The 16,357-nt window shown below is 66.1% G+C and carries 14 protein-coding genes; 9 read left to right on the top strand and 5 right to left on the bottom strand.

Annotated elements, in window-relative coordinates; genetic code table 11:
• Nucleotides 1-231: 231 nt before the first annotated feature.
• The gene (locus tag N5D45_RS19320) at nt 232-852 is read right to left on the bottom strand and encodes a thymidine kinase (protein WP_010487338.1); all 621 of its coding nucleotides are present in this window, start codon (nt 850-852) and stop codon (nt 232-234) included.
• 101 nt (nt 853-953) lie between these two features.
• Here N5D45_RS19320 and N5D45_RS19315 point away from each other — a divergent pair, with 101 nt between their 5' ends.
• Together N5D45_RS19315 and N5D45_RS19310 are read left to right on the top strand one after the other, a co-directional pair.
• Entirely contained in the window at nt 954-2,930 is a 1,977-nt protein-coding gene (locus N5D45_RS19315) for a UvrD-helicase domain-containing protein (RefSeq protein WP_279939479.1), read from the top strand.
• A gap of 342 nt (nt 2,931-3,272) precedes the next feature.
• Nucleotides 3,273-3,791, top strand: a complete 519-nt coding sequence (locus N5D45_RS19310; RefSeq protein ID WP_279939478.1) for a GNAT family N-acetyltransferase — start codon at nt 3,273-3,275, stop codon at nt 3,789-3,791.
• A gap of 72 nt (nt 3,792-3,863) precedes the next feature.
• Here the strand turns inward: N5D45_RS19310 and N5D45_RS19305 are convergent, their stop codons facing one another.
• Nucleotides 3,864-5,324 (bottom strand): DNA sulfur modification protein DndB, encoded by a 1,461-nt coding sequence (locus N5D45_RS19305; RefSeq protein ID WP_279939477.1) that lies wholly within the window; start codon nt 5,322-5,324, stop codon nt 3,864-3,866.
• A gap of 218 nt (nt 5,325-5,542) precedes the next feature.
• On the bottom strand, nt 5,543-6,196 hold the full coding sequence (locus tag N5D45_RS19300) for a DUF480 domain-containing protein (RefSeq protein WP_279939476.1): 654 nt from the start codon (nt 6,194-6,196) through the stop codon (nt 5,543-5,545).
• 101 nt (nt 6,197-6,297) lie between these two features.
• On the opposite strand from N5D45_RS19300, the gene N5D45_RS19295 reads away from it, so the two are divergent.
• The 4 genes from N5D45_RS19295 to plsB all read left to right on the top strand — a co-directional run bounded on the left by N5D45_RS19295 (nt 6,298) and on the right by plsB (nt 11,956).
• Nucleotides 6,298-7,221 (top strand): 5'-nucleotidase, lipoprotein e(P4) family, encoded by a 924-nt coding sequence (locus N5D45_RS19295; RefSeq protein ID WP_010487329.1) that lies wholly within the window; start codon nt 6,298-6,300, stop codon nt 7,219-7,221.
• Nucleotides 7,218-7,943 carry an orotidine-5'-phosphate decarboxylase gene (gene pyrF / locus N5D45_RS19290; RefSeq protein ID WP_057502298.1) on the top strand — a complete coding sequence of 242 codons (726 nt, stop codon included), beginning with the start codon at nt 7,218-7,220 and terminating at the stop codon, nt 7,941-7,943. Before N5D45_RS19295 ends, pyrF begins: the two co-directional genes overlap by 4 nt.
• Before the next feature lie 423 nt (nt 7,944-8,366).
• Nucleotides 8,367-9,320: a hypothetical protein gene (locus N5D45_RS19285; RefSeq protein ID WP_345782135.1), complete on the top strand. Its 954-nt coding sequence runs from the start codon at nt 8,367-8,369 to the stop codon at nt 9,318-9,320.
• Nucleotides 9,320-11,956, top strand: a complete 2,637-nt coding sequence (gene plsB, locus N5D45_RS19280) for a glycerol-3-phosphate 1-O-acyltransferase PlsB (protein WP_043035304.1) — start codon at nt 9,320-9,322, stop codon at nt 11,954-11,956. Before N5D45_RS19285 ends, plsB begins: the two co-directional genes overlap by 1 nt.
• 105 nt (nt 11,957-12,061) lie before the next feature.
• Here plsB and N5D45_RS19275 read toward each other — a convergent pair whose 3' ends face one another.
• Entirely contained in the window at nt 12,062-12,265 is a 204-nt protein-coding gene (locus N5D45_RS19275) for a YdcH family protein (RefSeq protein WP_005421068.1), read from the bottom strand.
• 91 nt (nt 12,266-12,356) lie between these two features.
• On the opposite strand from N5D45_RS19275, the gene ttcA reads away from it, so the two are divergent.
• The 3 genes from ttcA to N5D45_RS19260 are packed head-to-tail and all read left to right on the top strand — an operon-like array spanning nt 12,357 to nt 15,070.
• A complete protein-coding gene (gene ttcA, locus N5D45_RS19270) occupies nt 12,357-13,289 on the top strand; it encodes a tRNA 2-thiocytidine(32) synthetase TtcA (RefSeq protein WP_029550675.1) in 933 nt (310 codons plus the stop codon).
• 36 nt (nt 13,290-13,325) lie between these two features.
• The gene (locus N5D45_RS19265; RefSeq protein ID WP_005411825.1) at nt 13,326-14,231 is read left to right on the top strand and encodes a recombination-associated protein RdgC; all 906 of its coding nucleotides are present in this window, start codon (nt 13,326-13,328) and stop codon (nt 14,229-14,231) included.
• 59 nt (nt 14,232-14,290) lie between these two features.
• Nucleotides 14,291-15,070 (top strand): SprT family zinc-dependent metalloprotease, encoded by a 780-nt coding sequence (locus N5D45_RS19260; RefSeq protein WP_032128692.1) that lies wholly within the window; start codon nt 14,291-14,293, stop codon nt 15,068-15,070.
• Between the two features lie 284 nt (nt 15,071-15,354).
• Here the strand turns inward: N5D45_RS19260 and N5D45_RS19255 are convergent, their stop codons facing one another.
• Nucleotides 15,355-16,221: a methylglyoxal synthase gene (locus N5D45_RS19255; RefSeq protein ID WP_010487313.1), complete on the bottom strand. Its 867-nt coding sequence runs from the start codon at nt 16,219-16,221 to the stop codon at nt 15,355-15,357.
• Nucleotides 16,222-16,357: the final 136 nt, after the last annotated feature.

The raw sequence follows: 16,357 nt of genomic DNA, 5'->3' as shown, positions 1-16,357 counted from the left end.
ATTTCATCCACTCATGGCGTGGATCTACTGGCCGCCGGCCAATTGTCGAAGGCGGGGCACTGTGGGTTTGCGGGGTGTGAGCCGCATGGATGCGGCGACCAAGGCTACATGGACGTACTTGCGCCGTCCCCGCACACCCACAGTGCCCCGCCATCCCACGGAATGCCAGCTTTCGCTGTTGACGTTGCTGTTGCCTCTGCAGGTGCAGGGCGCAGCCCTGCCGAACACCCTTTACAACGGCAGCGGGGCCTGCGCCGGATCGATACGCCCTTCACCGCGGGTGATCTTCTTGAACTCGGCGCGGCTGACCGACACGTAGCGGTCGTTGCCGCCGATCTCCACCTGCGGGCCGTCCTGTACCGCGTGGCCATGCTCGTCCACGCGCACGGTCATCGTCGCCTTCTTGCCGCTGTGGCAGATGGTCTTGATCTCCTGCATCTCGTCGGCCCAGGCCAGCAGGTACTGGCTGCCTTCGAACAGCTCGCCGCGGAAGTCGGTGCGCAGGCCGTAGCACAGCACCGGAATGCGCAGCTGGTCGACCACCTCGCTGAGCTGCCAGACCTGGGCGCGGGTCAGGAACTGCGCCTCGTCCACCAGCACACAGCCCATCGGCCCGTTCGTCGCCAGGTCCTGCTCGACCCAGCGTTGCAGGTCGGTGTCACGATCGAAGGCCATGCCCTCGGCGCGCAGGCCGATCCGCGAGGCGACCACGCCGGCGCCGGCACGATCGTCCAGGCGCGGGGTCAGGATCGCCACCCGCATGCCGCGCTCGCGGTAGTTGTGAGCGCTCTGCAGCAGGGTGGTGGTCTTGCCGGCGTTCATCGCCGAATAGTAGAAATAGAGCTTGGCCATCGACGGATTGTACGCCGCAGCTCCGCTCCGCCGAAGCCGTTCAGCAACCCCGCCGGCGGCCCGCTGTGGTCGTCACCCGGCCCCGCTACAATCCCCATCCCATGCACGGTCTCAATCCCCCCCAAGCCGCCGCCGTCCTGCACATCGAAGGTCCGTTGCTGGTGCTCGCCGGCGCGGGCAGCGGCAAGACGCGCGTGATCGTGGAAAAGATCGCCCACCTGATCGGCTGTGGCCGTTATCCGGCGCGCCGCATCGCAGCGATCACCTTCACCAACAAGTCGGCCAAGGAAATGCGCGAGCGTGTGGCCAAGCGCCTGCGCGAGCAGGATGCCGACGAGGTGACCATCTGCACCTTCCATGCGCTGGGCCTGAAGTTCCTGCAGATCGAACACGCCGCCGTGGGCCTGAAGCGTGGATTCTCGATCTTCGATGCCGACGATGCCGCTGCGCAGATCAAGGACCTGATGTATGGGGCCAAGCCCGACGACATCGAGGACATGAAGAACCTGGTGTCGCGCGCCAAGAACGCCGGCCTGTCGCCCGAACAGGCGATGGCCGCCGCGCGCAGCAACCGCGAGAAAGAAGCGGCCAGTGTCTACGAGCGTTACCAGCTGCGCCTGACGGCGTTCAACGCGGTCGACTTCGATGACCTGATCCGTTTGCCGGTGCAGATCCTGGAGGAAAATCCGGAGATCGCGCTGGCCTGGCGTGAGCGCATCGGCTACCTGCTGGTGGACGAATGCCAGGACACCAACGACGCGCAGTACCGGCTGCTCAAGCAGCTGGCCGGTGAGAAGGGCAACTTCACCTGCGTGGGCGATGACGATCAGTCGATCTACGCCTGGCGTGGTGCCAACCCGGAAAACCTGCAGCAGATGGGGCGCGATTACCCCACGCTGGAAATCATCAAGCTGGAGCAGAACTACCGCTGCTCCAACCGCGTGCTGCGCGCCGCCAACGCGCTGATCGCCAACAATCCGCATGAGCACCTGAAGAAGCTGTGGAGCGACCAGGCCGACGGCGAACGCATCCGCGTGTGGGAATGCCGCAACAGCGAACACGAAGCGGAAAAGGTCGCCGCCGAGATCGCCTTCGTGGCGCAGTCGCGCAACGTGCCGTGGAGTGATTTCTGCATCCTGTTCCGTGGCAACTTCCAGTCGCGCCCGCTGGAAAAGGCGATGCAGCTGCTGCGCATTCCCTACCACCTGACCGGCGGCACCATGTTCCTGGAACGCCAGGAAGTGAAGGACACGCTGGCCTGGCTGCGCCTGCTGGTGAATCCGGACGACGACACCGCGTTCATGCGGGCGGTGCAGTCGCCCAAGCGCGATGTGGGCGCCGGTACGCTGGCCAAGCTGGCCGAGCTGGCGCAGGAAAAGGACATGCCGATGGCGCATGTGGCCGAGACCATCGGCGCCCTGCAGCAGTTGCCGCCGCGCGCGGCCAACAGCCTGGCGCGCTTCACCGACATCCTGCGCGACCTGCGGGCGCAGATGCGCCAGGTGACGTCCGGCGACATGATCCGCAAGGTGGCCAAGGAATCGGGGTTGCTGAGCGAGCTGCGCCAGCAGGCCAAGGAAGAGGCCAGCTACCAGCGCCGGGCGAACAACATCGAGGAACTGGCGCAGTGGTTCGAGGGCGGCCCGCGTGGCGCCACCGCCGCCGACCTGGCCGGCCAGCTGGCGCTGCTGTCGCGCAGCGACAAGGACGAGGGCGGCAATCAGGTGCGCATGATGACCCTGCACGCCTCCAAGGGCCTGGAGTTCCCGTATGTGTTCATCGTTGGCTGCGAGGACGGCGTGCTGCCGCACCAGGTCAGCCTGGACGAAGGCAACCTGCAGGAAGAACGCCGCCTGCTGTACGTGGGCATCACCCGCGCCAAGATCCAGCTGTGGATGAGTTACAGCAAACTGACCCGCAAGTTCGGCGAGCATGTGCGCTTGAAGCCGAGCCGGTTCTTCGAGGAAATTCCGGCCGAGGAAATCCAACGCGACGGTGCCGATCCGGTGGCCGATGCGGCGCGCAAGAAGGAACGGGCGAGCGCGGGGTTGGCGGCGATCGAGGCGTTGTTCGACTGATCGGCGAACGACGCAGCCCCTCGTGGTTGGCTCCGTTCGCAATGCATTCGTGGGGAGCCGGGCGGGTGGGCCGGTCGGGACACGCCGTAAACCCATCCATGGGGGCTCGGCCGCGGCTTGCTCGTGTGCGCTGTCCTGCGCACACGGCAAGACCGAGGTTGGGCGTCCTGCCCAACCCGCCCGAGGCATGCCTCGGGCCCATGCCGCGGACGGTCCCGCCCAGCCCACCCGCCCGGCCTCTGACAGTTTCCGTGCGCGCCAGCCACGGAAAAGAAAAAGAAAGAAAATCAAAAGCAGCAGCCGGGGTTGAGGCAGAATCGGGGTTTCGGCTGGAGGTCCACTGTGCAACCGATCGAGAGTGAACGCCTGCGCCTGCGTGCGATCGAGCCTGATCGCGATGCGGCGCCGATGCTGGCGCTGTTGAATGATCCGGGCTTCTTGCGTTTCATCGGTGACCGCAACGTGCGCAGCGAGGCGCAGGCGCGGGAGTACATCGCGCTGCGGGTGCTGCACAGTTATGCGTTGAATGGCTTCGGCATGTATGCCATCGAGCGGCTGTCCGATGGTGCCTGGGTGGGTAATGCCGGGCTGGTGCGGCGGGATGGCCTGCCGGGGCCGGATATCGGCTATGCGGTGCTTTCGCAATTCGCCGGGCAGGGCTATGCCGGTGAGGCGGCGCGGGCGGTGTTCGCGCATGCACGCGGAGCGCTGGGCCTGCACGATCTGTATGGCATCACCGACCTGGACAACGTGGCGTCCGGGAAGATCCTGCTGGGCTTGGGCATGCAGGAGCGCGGGGTGATCCAGTTGCCCGGCGTGGACAGCCCTAGCCGGCTGTATGCCACCTTAGGCGCTGCATAGGTCCTACCGAACCTATAGATGCAAGAGGAGAGGCCGATAGATCGGCCTCTCTTGAAGCTACTGCTTCTTACATTATCTGCGCGAGGGAAGACCGGTAGCCCAGCGAATCATATCGGCGAGAATCGGGTAAATGTCGTTGTGCTTAGCTCCAAAACGCATGTATTCACCTTGCATAGAGCCAACATCACGATTAACCCCTGCAGCGTCTTCTGGAAGGTACGTCTCAAGCCCGCTCAGTCCGGCCTCGATCCTCTCTTCCTCCGACAAGTTGTAGAAGTTCCACATTTTGTTGTTGTGCGAGAAATCAACCGAAGGCAGCTGCTCCAAGAAGCTCCGATAAAGCTCATCCGCTCCTTCCGGGCGTCGATTGCTGAAGTTCAAGTCGTAAGCAATCTTAGCCAGAGCTTTGAGAACTACAGACTGAGCCGCAACAGTGTTCTCCTTGGCTCGGTGACTTCCGAACCCTTCGATTTCATTGATTCGTGCCCACAGCTCCAAGATGGTGGACTCCCTGGGTTCGATAACAGCGGGAGTTGCACCTGTAACATTGCCCTTGTTGAGGAAGGCAATGGCGTTGATTGCAACCATATCCTTGAGAAGCACCGCGCCTGAGTCTTGAGACCAGTCTTTCGGCTCATTGTCAGTCAACGCAATGCCGAGCTCTCCCGAAAGCTTGTGCTTGATGAAATGGGTGACCGGGTTAGAACCATCGAACTGAAACGCGAGAGAGGGGTCGACCTTCTTTCCCAAGCGATTAAGGTCATGGAAGAGCTGACGCTCTTGGTCAATGTCCAAACCGAGATGGACTTCAACCGTCAGAGTCGCGTAAGACCGAGCCGCATCGTAAGCCTCGTTCCACACCAGCATTTCATCCTCGCTGACGGATTTTCCCTTGTCGGCAAAGAGCACCGCGCCCTTCCCTGGATACTTTCCATCTTTGCGTACGGCTTCCAGGAAAGTCATTGCCAAGTCGGCGGCGTGGCGTCGATGCTGACCATCGACAACCCACAGGGTGTGGCGCTCAGAAAGAAAAATCTTGAACGAGGCGGTCTCGCCAGCGGCCGTTTCCAGTCGGAAGCCCCGGATTCCACCAGCACCAGTGCCACCAGGCGGTACGTTGCGGATGTTGCAGACTAGAGGCTGGAGCGAGAAGTACGGCTGTTCGCCCAAGCGTCGCAGAATCTCGTCGAAGATGACCGGCACGGGCTTGTCCATGACAATCCGACGCATTTTTGCAGCCGACACCAGTCCCTTTACCATGTAGACCGCGAGCTTCTTGGCGTGACCTTCGTCAAGTTGGCGTTGGGCTACGGGTCCTGCTTCGCGGTCGTTTGCAACTCCAGAGATGTCCGCAAATTTACGGAAGGGTACGGACATCGTGAAAACTCGATGGCCGAGGTTGTGACCGATAAAAACGTTAAAGGGAGTCTCGTTGATGTCTCCGGTGTCGGCGAGACTGTCCAGGGTCTCCAGGCTCTGCTTGGAGCCACCCCCAACGATGGGGGTGGGCATGTCATTGGATTTCTGATACATATGAATTTCCTCTAAGTGGTTGATTGAATTGGTGCTGCTTAGTGCACAGAGGCCGCTGATTTGGCGATCCCGACCCCTGGTGTGAGGAAATAATGTCCCAGGTTGAATTCTTTGTCAACAAGAATTTGGCCTGGGATATTTTTATTTGAATTTCTGAGCAGGCCGACTTAGGTCTAGCTTGGCGCTGATCGCTTTTTTGCGGCGGAAGCGTCCCCCCTTCAGTCCCGCAGTTCCGCCAGCTGTGCCTGCAGCTCGGCCACCGCTGCTTCCAGCTGGGCGACGCGCTCGGCCAATCCCGGGTCGGCCGCATCGCTGCTGCCACCGCCGCTGCTGGCGTACTTCGCCGCCAGCGCCGCGCCGTCCACTTCGCCGCACAGCAGGTGCATGTAGCGGTCTTCGCGCTGGCCGCTGGCGCGCGGCAGCACCACCAGCAGCGCGCGCTGCTGCAGGCGATCGATGGCGTGGCGGGCCTCGTCGGTGTCGGCGAAGCGGTGCAGGCGTTCGCTGCGCGTGACCAGCTCGCCCAGCGTCTGCGGCCCACGCAGCAGCAGCAGCGCGAGCAGCACGGTCTGCTGCCGGGTCAGGTCCAGCGCGGCCTGCAGGCGGTGCTCGTAGCGGTCCGCGCGCGAGGAGAAGTGCTGGCGGGCCAGGCCCAGCGCCTCCAGCTGGCGCAGCGCATGTTGCACGCTGCCGGCATCGACGTTCATCACCGGCTCGCGGGCGGTCTTCTGGTTGGCGGCCGATTGGGCGGCATTGACGGTCAGCGGATAGGTGTCCGGGGTGGTCGCCTCCTTCTCCACCAGGCAGCCCAGCAGGCGGGCCTGCACGGCGTCGAGCAGGGGGACGTCGGGGGTCTGGGTGGAATCGGTCATGGCGGCCTCCGGAAGGGCAACGGGTCAACCGCCAAGCATAGCCGTCCCGGGACCGCCTTTGCCGGTAAAATGCGCCGGTATATCTGATTGCCGGTGAATCCATGCGTCGTCCCGTTTCCCTGTCCCTGACCCTGCTCGCCACTGCGGCGCTGGGCCTGTCTGCCTGCAAGCGCGTGGATGCGCCTGCCGCTGAAGCCGCTGCGCCGGAGGCCCCGGCCGCCGCTGCCAAGGCCGACGGCGCGCTCGATCCCACTGCCAATGACAACCTCAATGCAGTGCTGTGGATGCAGCGTGCGCAGGAGTACAAGGCGATCACCGAGCAGACCTACCGCGCCGCCGCCGACCACCTGGACGCCGCGCTGAAGGAAGCCCACTGGGATGCGCTGGTGCCGGAAGAACGCGGCAACGAGGCCAAGGGCCTGAAGCCGGCCGTGGTGCTGGACGTGGACGAGACCGTGCTGGACAACTCGCCCTACCAGGCGCGCCTGGTGCGCGACGGCAAGGAATACGATGAGTTGAGCTGGGACCAGTGGGTGGCCGAAAAGAAGGCCAAGGCCATCCCGGGCGTGGTCGATTTCGCCAAGGCCGCCAACGCCAAGGGCGTGACCCTGCTGTACATCTCCAACCGCGCCGTGCACCTGAAGGACGCGACCCTGGCCAACCTGCGCGAGCAGGGCCTGCCGGTGGCCGACGACAGCGTGTTCCTCGGCCTGGGCACCGTGGTCGAAGGCTGCGAGCAGGCCGGCAGCGAGAAGAACTGCCGCCGCCGCCTGGCCGGGCAGAAATACCGCGTGCTGATGCAGTTCGGCGACCAGCTGGGCGATTTCGTCGAAGTGACCGCCAACACCAACGACGGCCGTGACGCGCTGCTGCAGCAGTACCACGACTGGTTCGGCGAGCGCTGGTGGATGCTGCCGAACCCGACCTACGGCGGCTTCGAGCCGGCGCAGTTCAACAACGACTACAGCCAGTCGCGCCAGGCCCGCCACGACGCCAAGCGCGCTGCCCTGGACTACGCACCGTGAGCCGCGCGCCGCTGCCGCTGCGCGACGACGAGCGCCTGATCTTCGCGCTGGACGTGCCTGACCGCGTGCAGGCGCTTGAGTGGGTCGACCGCCTCGGCGACAGCGTGGCGTTCTACAAGATCGGCATGGAACTGCTCGCCTCCGGCGAGTACTTCCAGGTGCTGGACGAGCTGGCCCGCCGCGACAAGCGCGTGTTCGTCGACCTGAAGTTCTTCGACATTCCGGCCACCGCTGCGGCGGTGATCAAGCGCCTGTCGCAGTGGCCGGTCAGCTACGCCACCATCCATGGCTGGCACCCGGCCATGATGGAGGCCTGCGCCGCCGCCAACAGCGGCGACATGCGCCTGCTGGCGGTGACCGTGCTGACCTCGATGGGCCGCCCGGACCTGGCCCAGATGGGCATCGACCGTGAGCCGGTGGACGTGGTGGTCGAGCGCGCGCTGGCCGCGCAGGCGGCCGGCATCGATGGCGTGATCGCCTCGGGCCAGGAAGCCGGCCCCATCCGTGCCGCTACCGGCGCCGGGTTCTCGATCGTCTGCCCGGGCATCCGCCCCGGTGGCCCGGTCGGCGATGACCAGAAGCGTACCGTTGGCGTGGCCCAGGCCTTTGCCGATGGCGCCGATGCCATCGTGGTCGGTCGCCCGATCCGCCTGGCCGCCGATCCGCAGGCTGCGGCCCGGGCCATCCAGCAGGAAATCACCTCGGCGCTGGCTGCGCGCTGAGATTCCGCTGCGCAGGCTGCAGGCCCGAACGCCATCCCGACCCGCGCGGGATGGCGTTTTTGCATCCGTCCACCAGCGGTTGTGCCCGAATCGCCGCAAAACCTGCCGTAGATTTCATGGCCTCCATGCCAAGCATCAGGTTGATCAATAAAATCAATAATTTATGCATAACTACGTGAAGTGTTGCCTTAACTTGAGCGGCAGCGTAGGATCGCCGCCATCCGGTCCTCGGACCGGACATGTGCCACAACACTGTCCACCGGCCCCGCGCCGGCTTGAAGAGCCTGTGATCCCCGTGATCCCGGCTCTTTTTTTATTCCGGTCAGTGACTTGCACAGGCAACAGCGGAAACCGTGACGTCCCGGCTTGCCGCTGTCACGTCGCAGGCCGCAAGATGCGGACCGGTCCGGGGAGTCCGAGTGCATGAGCGTGGCAGTGCGAGGAAGGTCTGCGCGTGGATGGGGGCTGGCAGCCATGCTGCTGCTGGCGGTGGCCGCGTGTCGTGAATCGGCCAACGATCCGGCCAGGCCGGCGGCCGAACCGGTTGCGGCGGTGCAGGCGATGGCCCTGCGCCTGGCCGAAGACGATCTGGTCGGCTATGCAAAGCTGTCGGTACCGCCGAGCCAGTACCAGCGCCTGCAGCAGGCGTGGGCCGAGGGCCGCAGCCAGTGGCCGCTGACCGAGCTGCCGCTGGGTGACCAGCTGCTGCCGATGCTGGCCGCGCTGCGCGCGCCCAATGCCAGCGCCGAACTGCAACGCAGCTTCGACCGCCAGCTGGCAGGCCAGGCCGGCGCCGTGCGCCAGGCCGCGCAGTCGATGGGCAACTTCGGTGTGCAGTACCTGCGCCATCAGAAGGGCTACACACCGGGCCAGCAGGCGCATTACATCGCCCTCGTCGAAACCCTCGCCAGCTGGGCGCAGGGGGCACCGATCAGTGACCGCGCCCGCGCGCGCAGCACCATCGCCGCGCTGGTCGGCGCAGCCAGCAAGGTCGGCTTCGAGGATGAGGCCGGCATGCAGGCCGCGGGCATGGAAGGCAGCCTGCAGCAGCTCGCGCCGTTCATCCACACCCTCAAGGCGGTGCTGGGCAGCTACGGGCTGGGCGTGGACGATGCGCTGCGCAGCGTGCGCGGTGAGCTGCTCTCGGTGGAGGGTGACAATGCGCTGGTACGCCTGCACTACGACCTGGCTGGCCGCGAAATGACCCTGCAGCAGCCGCTGAGCCGTCGCGAGGGCCACTGGTACCTGACCCGCACCCTGGCCGACACCGACGCGTTGCTGCGCAAGGCCGATGCGGCCCGCGCTGCGGCGGCCCCCGCCCCGGTTGAAGCCCCCGCCGAGGGTGGGGAAGCGGCAACGCCGCCGCCTAAGCCATAATGGCGCCGATGTCGAAACAGAACCCGCTGCCGTTCCCCGGCGAAGAATCCCAGTCGACGCCCGCCGATACGGTGCCGGCGTCCCCCTCGACCGGTACCGGCCCGAACCCGGTACCGCCACCCGCGCACGCGCGTCCGGCCGGCCGCCGCCCGTTGTGGGCTCGCCTGCTGGGCCGCCTGGTCGAGCCGTGGCTGTCGCTGAAGATCGAGCCGGAAGACCCGGGCCAGTACAACGATGGCCGCCCGGTCATGTACGTGCTGGAAGACTACGGCCTGTCCAACGCGCTGATCCTGGACAAGGCCTGCCGCCAGGCTGGGCTGCCGTCGCCGCTGGTGCCGCTGGCCGGTGACCCGACCGGCCGCAAGCGCGCCTACCTGGCGCTGTCGCGGCGCAGCTCCAGCAACTCGCTGATCCCCGAGCAGCGCGGCGCCAAGACCCATTCCGATTCGCTGGCCAAGGTGCTGCAGGCGCATCGCGTGCGCGATGACCTGGACGTGCACCTGGTGCCGGTATCGATCTTCGTCGGCCGTGCACCGGACAAGCAGAGCGGCTGGTTCGCGGTGCTGTTCTCGGAAAACTGGGCGCTGGTGGGCCGCTTCCGCCGCCTGCTGGCGGTGCTGCTCAACGGCCGCAGTACCATCGTCCGCTTCGCCCCGCCGATCTCGCTGCGCAGCACCGTGGACGAAGGCCTGGAGCCGGAGCGCACGGTACGCAAGCTGCAGCGCGTGCTGCGTACGCACTTCCGCCGCATCCGTGAATCGGTGATCGGCCCTGACCTGTCGACCCGCCGCCTGCTGGTGGACCAGGTGCTGGCCGCCGAACCGGTGCGCGAAGCGATCGCCGCGCAGGCCAAGCGCGACAACTCGAAGCCGGCCGACGCCTGGAAGAAGGCGCATGCCTACGCCTGGGAAATCGCCGCGGACTACTCCAGCCCGGTGGTGCGCTCGGCCAGCTTCATGCTCAGCCACGTGTGGAACCGCATCTATGCGGGCGTGCTGGTGCACCACCTGGACAAGTTCAAGGCCGCCGCGCCGGGCCACGAAGTGGTCTACGTGCCCAGCCACCGCAGCCACATGGACTACCTGCTGCTGTCCTACCTGCTGTACGACCGTGGCATCGTGCCGCCGCACATCGTGGCCGGCATCAACCTGAACCTGCCGGTGGTCGGCACCCTGCTGCGCAAGGGCGGTGCGTTCTTCATCCGCCGCTCGATCCGCGGCAACGCGCTGTACTCGGCCGTGCTCAGTGAGTACGTCGCGCAGCTGGTGGCCGGCGGCTACTCGCTGGAGTACTTCGTCGAAGGCGGCCGCTCGCGTACCGGCCGCCTGCTGCAGCCCAAGGGCGGCATGATCTCGATGACGCTGCGTGCGTTCCTGCGCCAGCCGCGCAAGCCGGTGCTGTTCCAGCCCATCTACATCGGCTACGAGAAGCTGATGGAGGGCGGCAGCTACCTGGACGAACTGTCCGGCCGGCCGAAGGAGAAGGAATCGATCTGGTCGCTGCTGTGGGGCATCCCCAAGGTGCTCAAGCAGAACTACGGCCAGGTGGTGGTGAACTTCGGCGAGCCGATCGCGCTGAACGACGTGCTGGCCGAGAAGGCCCCGGAGTGGAAGGGCGAGGCGGTGTCCGAGGACGAGAAGCCGGCCTGGCTGTCGACCACGGTGGATACGCTGGCCGAACGCATCCAGGTGCGCATCAACGGCGCCGCCGACGTAAACCCGATCAACCTGCTGGCGCTGGCCCTGCTGTCCACGCCAAAGCACGCGATGGGCGAAGCCGACCTGATCGCGCAGATCGAGCTGTGCAAGACCCTGCTGGTCGAGATGCCGTATTCGGACCGGGTGACGGTGACCCCGCACTCGCCGGAGCGGATCATCGCCCACGCCGAGGAAATCAACGTTCTCACCCGCATCAAGCACCCGCTGGGCGATGTGCTCAGCGTCAGCGGCGATACCGCGGTGCTGCTGAGCTACTTCCGCAACAACGTGCTGCACCTGTTCACTGCCTCGTCCTGGGTGGCCTGCTGCTTCCAGAACAACCGCCGCATGAGCCGCACCGGCCTGGTCCAGCTGGGCCGCACGGTGTACCCGTTCCTGCAGGCCGAGCTGTTCCTGCCGTGGAGCGAGGACGAATTCGCGCAGCGCATCGACCAGACCATCAACGTGTTCGTGCGCGAGGGCCTGCTGCAGAACGTCAACGACGACGATGGCGGCATCCTGGCGCGCAACACCGGGCAGACCGACGAAGTGTTCCGCCTGCGTGCGATCGGGCACTCGCTGCAGCAGGCGTTCGAGCGTTACTACATCGCCATCTCGGTGCTGGTGAAGAACGGCCCGGGCGTGCTGGGTGCGGCCGAGCTGGAAAGCCTGTGCCAGCAGGCGGCGCAGCGTCTGAGCCTGCTCTATGCACCGGCCGCGCCGGAGTTCTTCGACCGCACCCTGTTCCGGGGCTTCATCCAGAAGCTGCGCGAGCTGCGCCTGGTGTGGCCGGACGAGAACAGCAAGCTGCTGTTCGACGAGCGCCTGGATGCCTGGGCCAAGGACGCCAAGTTCATCCTCGGCCGCGAACTGCGCCACACCATCGAGCGGGTCAGCCCCGAAGCGGCACGCCCGGACGAGCCGGCGCCGCAGGATTGAAGGTAGCGCCGGGCATGGCCATGCCCGGCGAACGGCATGCCAACCAAGGTTGGCATCTACCAGGGCGAAGCAGTAGATCCACGCCATGCGTGGATGGGCCACCGCTCAGGCCGGCTCGTCGGGAATCTGCAGGCTTTCCAGCCTGGCGATGCAGTCCTTCAACTGCAGCTTGCGCCGCTTCAGGCGCTTGGCTTCCAGTTCGTCCTCGCCATTGGCGGCCATGCGGGTGATCTGTTCATCCAGCAGGCGGTGCTCGGCGCGCAGGGCGGCGAGGTGCTCGACGATCTCGGCGGGGCTGTAAGTGTCCACAGCCTCCGAGCATACACAGCGATGATGACTGCCGGGAGAGGGGAATCCCGACCCCCGGCCGTGGCCGCTCCGAGCCGTTAGAATGGAACCCATGAGTGCCGTGATTTCCCTTCCCGATCCCCTGCCGCGTTCCCAGCCGCGCGCCGCCCGCGATCCGCGCGTGGCCGAGCGCGAACAGCACAAGCTGGCCAAGCGCCTGCGCCGCCAGGTCGGTGAGGCGATTGCCGACTTCGGCATGATCGAGGCCGGCGACAAGGTCATGGTCTGCCTGTCCGGCGGCAAGGACAGCTACACCCTGCTGGACGTGCTGCTGCAGCTGCAGAAGAAGGCGCCGGTGCCGTTCGAGCTGGTGGCGGTGAACCTGGACCAGAAGCAGCCGGACTTCCCCGAGCACGTGCTGCCGGAGTACCTGGCAGGGCTGGGCGTGCCGTACCACATCATCGAACAGGACACCTATTCGGTGGTCAGCCGGGTCATTCCGGAAGGCAAGACGATGTGCTCGCTGTGCTCGCGGCTGCGTCGTGGTGCGCTGTACAACTACGCCGAAAGCCATGGCTTCACCAAGATCGCGCTGGGCCACCACCGCGACGACATGGTGGCCACGTTCTTCATGAACCTGTTCCACCACGCCAAGCTGTCGGGCATGCCGCCGAAGCTGCGCAGCGACGACGGCAAGCATGTGGTGATCCGGCCGCTGGCCTACGTGCGCGAGAGTGACATCGTCGAGTACGCGCAGGCGCGCCAGTTCCCGATCATTCCCTGCAACCTGTGTGGCAGCCAGGAGAACCTGCAGCGCCGCCAGGTCGGCCTGATGCTGAAGCAGTGGGAGAAGGACCACCCGGGCCGCATCGAGCAGATCGCGCGCGCCATGAGTGAAGTCCGGCCCTCGCAGCTGGCTGACACCACCCTGTTCGATTTCATGGCGCTGGGCCGTCGCGACGACGCGCCGCTGCCCGACGCCCATGCCTGGCTGGCCGGTTCCCCGGCCGACGCCGACGCAGATCCCGAGACGCCCGCCGTTTAAGGTCGGCCGCCCTTCCTCTTTGCCATCCGGAATTCCATGTTCTTTCGCAACCTAACGTTCTTCCGTTTCCCGACCACCACCGATTTTTCCGAAGTCGACACCCTGCTGCCGCACGCCCTGCTGAAGCCGGTCGGCGCGCTGGAAATGAACTCGCGCGGTTTCATCTCACCGTTCGGCCGCGAGGAGAAGGAGCTGCTCTCCCACCGCATCGCCGAGCACCTGTGGCTGACCGTGGGCGGGGAGGACAAGATCCTGCCGGCGGCGGTGGTCAACGACCTGCTCGAGCGCAAGCTGGAGGAGATCGAGGAGAAGGAAGGCCGCCGCCCGGGTGGCCGCGAGCGCAAGCGCATGAAGGACGACCTGCTGCATGAACTGCTGCCGCGCGCCTTCGTGAAGTCCTCGCGCAACGACGCCTTCATCGACCTGCAGCACGGCTACGTGGCAGTGGATACCTCCAGCCGCAAGACCGGCGAATACTTCATGTCCGACATCCGCGGCCTGCTCGGCAGCTTCCCGGCGATGCCGCTGAACGCCGAAGTCGCGCCGCGCTCGATCCTGACCGGCTGGATCGCCGGCGAGCCGCTGCCGACCGGGCTGAGCCTGGGCGAAGAGTGCGAGATGAAGGACCCGGTGGAAGGTGGCGCGGTGGTCAAGTGCCAGCACCAGGAGCTGCGCTGCGACGAGATCGACAAGCACCTGGACGCCGGCAAGCAGGTGACCAAGCTGGCGCTGATCTTCGAGGACAACCTGTCCTTCGTGATCGGCGACGACCTGATCGTGCGCAAGCTGAAGTTCCTCGACGGTGCCCTGGACCAGCTGGAGCATGCCGACGAAGATGGCCGTCGCGCGGAGTTCGACGCCCGCTTCGCCCTGCAGAGCGCCGAGATCCGCCGCCTGTTCCTGTTGCTGGAAGAAGCCTTCAAGCTCAGCAAGGCTGACTGAACAGGCAGCCCGACGGCCGCCGGTCATCCGGCGGCCCGAAGCAGCGCTATGCTGGGTGCATGAGCCGTCTGTTGCGCCGCCTGATCAGCCCGACCCCGCCCGCCACCGTACAGCGCGACACCGTTCGCCTGCGCTTGGAGGATGCCGAGATCGAGGTACTGCGCGTGCGTGATCCGCGTGCACGGCGCATCAAGCTGAGCGTGGATGAGCGCGGCGCGCGCTTGACCCTGCCGCCGCGGGCAAGCCTGGTGATGGGCGAACGCTTCCTGGAACAGCACCGCGACTGGCTGGCACTGCAGCTGCGCCAGTACCAGGGCCAGGGCCTGCCGGCGCCGCTGCAGCCCGGCGAAGACGGCGTGCTGCCCCTGCGCGGCGAACTGCTGCCACTGCGCTGGCAGGAAGGCCGCTATGCGCGCCTGGAGATCGACGCGCACGGCGCCTGCGTGCAGTGGCCCACCCGTGGTGGTGACGCCACCCTGCGCCGTCTGCTGCGCGAGTTCTACGAAGCCCAGACCCGCGCCGACGTCGGGCGCTGGCTGCCGAAGTACCTGCCCACCCTGCCGCGCGCACCCAGCCGCCTGCGGCTGAAGGTGATGTCCTCGCAATGGGGCTCACTGGCCCCCGACGGCAGCATGGCACTGGACCTGGCCTTGGTGCTGGGCCGCTCGGAAGCGTTCGAATACGTGCTGGTGCATGAACTCTGCCACCTGATCCAGCCCAACCACTCGCCCGCGTTCTGGCACGAAGTGGAACAACGCTTCCCCGCCTGGCGCGAGCAGCGCGACTACTTCCAGCTGGAAGGGCGACGCCTGAAGGCCATGCTCAGGCAACTGCTGTAGCACCAGCGCTACAGCAGTTGCCCACGCATTCTTCTGCAACGCGCCATGGAGCTCGCGCAGCGCGCGACCCGCTCCTGCTCTTCTTTCTTTCTTCCGTGGTGGGCACACCGGAAACTGTCGAAGGACGGGATGGGTGGGATTGCGGGGGTGTCCGCGGCATGGATGCCGCGGCCAAGCCCCCAGGGACGGGTTTACGGCGTCCCCCGCAATTCCACCCATCCCGGCCAACCTCATGATCGTGCAGACCCACCGACCATGAAGGGCTCAGCCGTTGGCCGAAACCCTCACCCCGCCCGCAGCGCCGCCGCCGCCGCCCACCGCGCCGCCACCCGCGGCGCCGTAATGCACACCGCCTGGTCGGTCACCGTCGTCACCGCCCGCTCCAGCAGCTGGATATCCGCCTCATGCTGGCGCGCCACGTGCGGATCCTCGAAGAAAATCGCACGCTGGCAGCGCCCCTCCAGCACCCGGTCGGCAATCTGCGCATCACCGCCCATCGGGCCGCTCTGGTAGCGCGTCACCCACGGCGTATCACGTGGCCAGCCCCGGCTCCAGGCCAGCTCGTTCAAACGCTGGCCGGTGGTGCCCGTCGCCACCCGCTCACCGAACCGGGCCAGCACATCGAAGTGCTCATCGGCGAAGGCCAGCATCGCCGGCTTCATCGCATCGTGCGCGATCAGCGCCAGCGTCTGGCCTTCGAACGCATGCAGGTCGTCGGCGCCGCCGTCTGCCGCCAGCCCGGCGTGGACGCGCTCCACTTCGACCCAGTCGCGTGCGGTGGCCACGGTCGAAATGAACGGCTTGCCGTGAATCACGCACTGGCGCTTCAGCGCCGTGGCTTCCGGAAATACCGAGGACGGATCGACCGGGTCGATCAGGTAGATCGCGCCATCCAGTGTCCGATCCGGACCCATGCCAACGACTTCGGCGACCAGCTTCATCAGGCCACCCTCGCGACCGTAGGGATAACGGTGCAGGCCCGCGTACCCGGCCAGGAAGCCCTGTCGTTCGATCGCGTCATGGGTGCGACCGACCGCATGCAGCGACACGCCCAGCTCGCGCAGGCCGGCCTCGCTGCTGCGCAGCCAACGGAACAGCGCGGCGCGCGCGTCGTGGTGATGAAGACGGTTGGCAGCCAGGCCGATGCGCATCGAACGCTCCGCAGTTACGGGTGAAGGCGGCAGTGTATGTCGGCATTCCCCTATCTGGATGCTTTTACAACTTTCTTCATTGCCGTCGGTCCGCACGTCGATAGCGTGGCAGGCAGCGGTACCGCAGCGCGGCCGT

It is taken from the genome of Stenotrophomonas sp. GD03819 (assembly GCF_029841665.1).
GTDB classification, from domain to species: Bacteria; Pseudomonadota; Gammaproteobacteria; order Xanthomonadales; family Xanthomonadaceae; genus Stenotrophomonas; species Stenotrophomonas geniculata.
This window is presented reverse-complemented; position numbering and strand designations above follow the sequence as displayed.

Coding starts and splice junctions, on each gene's coding strand:
- N5D45_RS19315 (WP_279939479.1), top strand. CDS start 954: ATGCACGGTCTCAATCCCCCCCAAGCCGCCGCCGTCCTGCACATCGAA.
- plsB (WP_043035304.1), top strand. CDS start 9,320: ATGGCGCCGATGTCGAAACAGAACCCGCTGCCGTTCCCCGGCGAAGAA.
- N5D45_RS19300 (WP_279939476.1), bottom strand. CDS start 6,196: ATGACCGATTCCACCCAGACCCCCGACGTCCCCCTGCTCGACGCCGTG.
- N5D45_RS19260 (WP_032128692.1), top strand. CDS start 14,291: ATGAGCCGTCTGTTGCGCCGCCTGATCAGCCCGACCCCGCCCGCCACC.
- N5D45_RS19285 (WP_345782135.1), top strand. CDS start 8,367: ATGAGCGTGGCAGTGCGAGGAAGGTCTGCGCGTGGATGGGGGCTGGCA.
- N5D45_RS19320 (WP_010487338.1), bottom strand. CDS start 852: ATGGCCAAGCTCTATTTCTACTATTCGGCGATGAACGCCGGCAAGACC.
- ttcA (WP_029550675.1), top strand. CDS start 12,357: ATGAGTGCCGTGATTTCCCTTCCCGATCCCCTGCCGCGTTCCCAGCCG.
- N5D45_RS19255 (WP_010487313.1), bottom strand. CDS start 16,221: ATGCGCATCGGCCTGGCTGCCAACCGTCTTCATCACCACGACGCGCGC.
- N5D45_RS19305 (WP_279939477.1), bottom strand. CDS start 5,324: ATGTATCAGAAATCCAATGACATGCCCACCCCCATCGTTGGGGGTGGC.
- N5D45_RS19265 (WP_005411825.1), top strand. CDS start 13,326: ATGTTCTTTCGCAACCTAACGTTCTTCCGTTTCCCGACCACCACCGAT.
- N5D45_RS19295 (WP_010487329.1), top strand. CDS start 6,298: ATGCGTCGTCCCGTTTCCCTGTCCCTGACCCTGCTCGCCACTGCGGCG.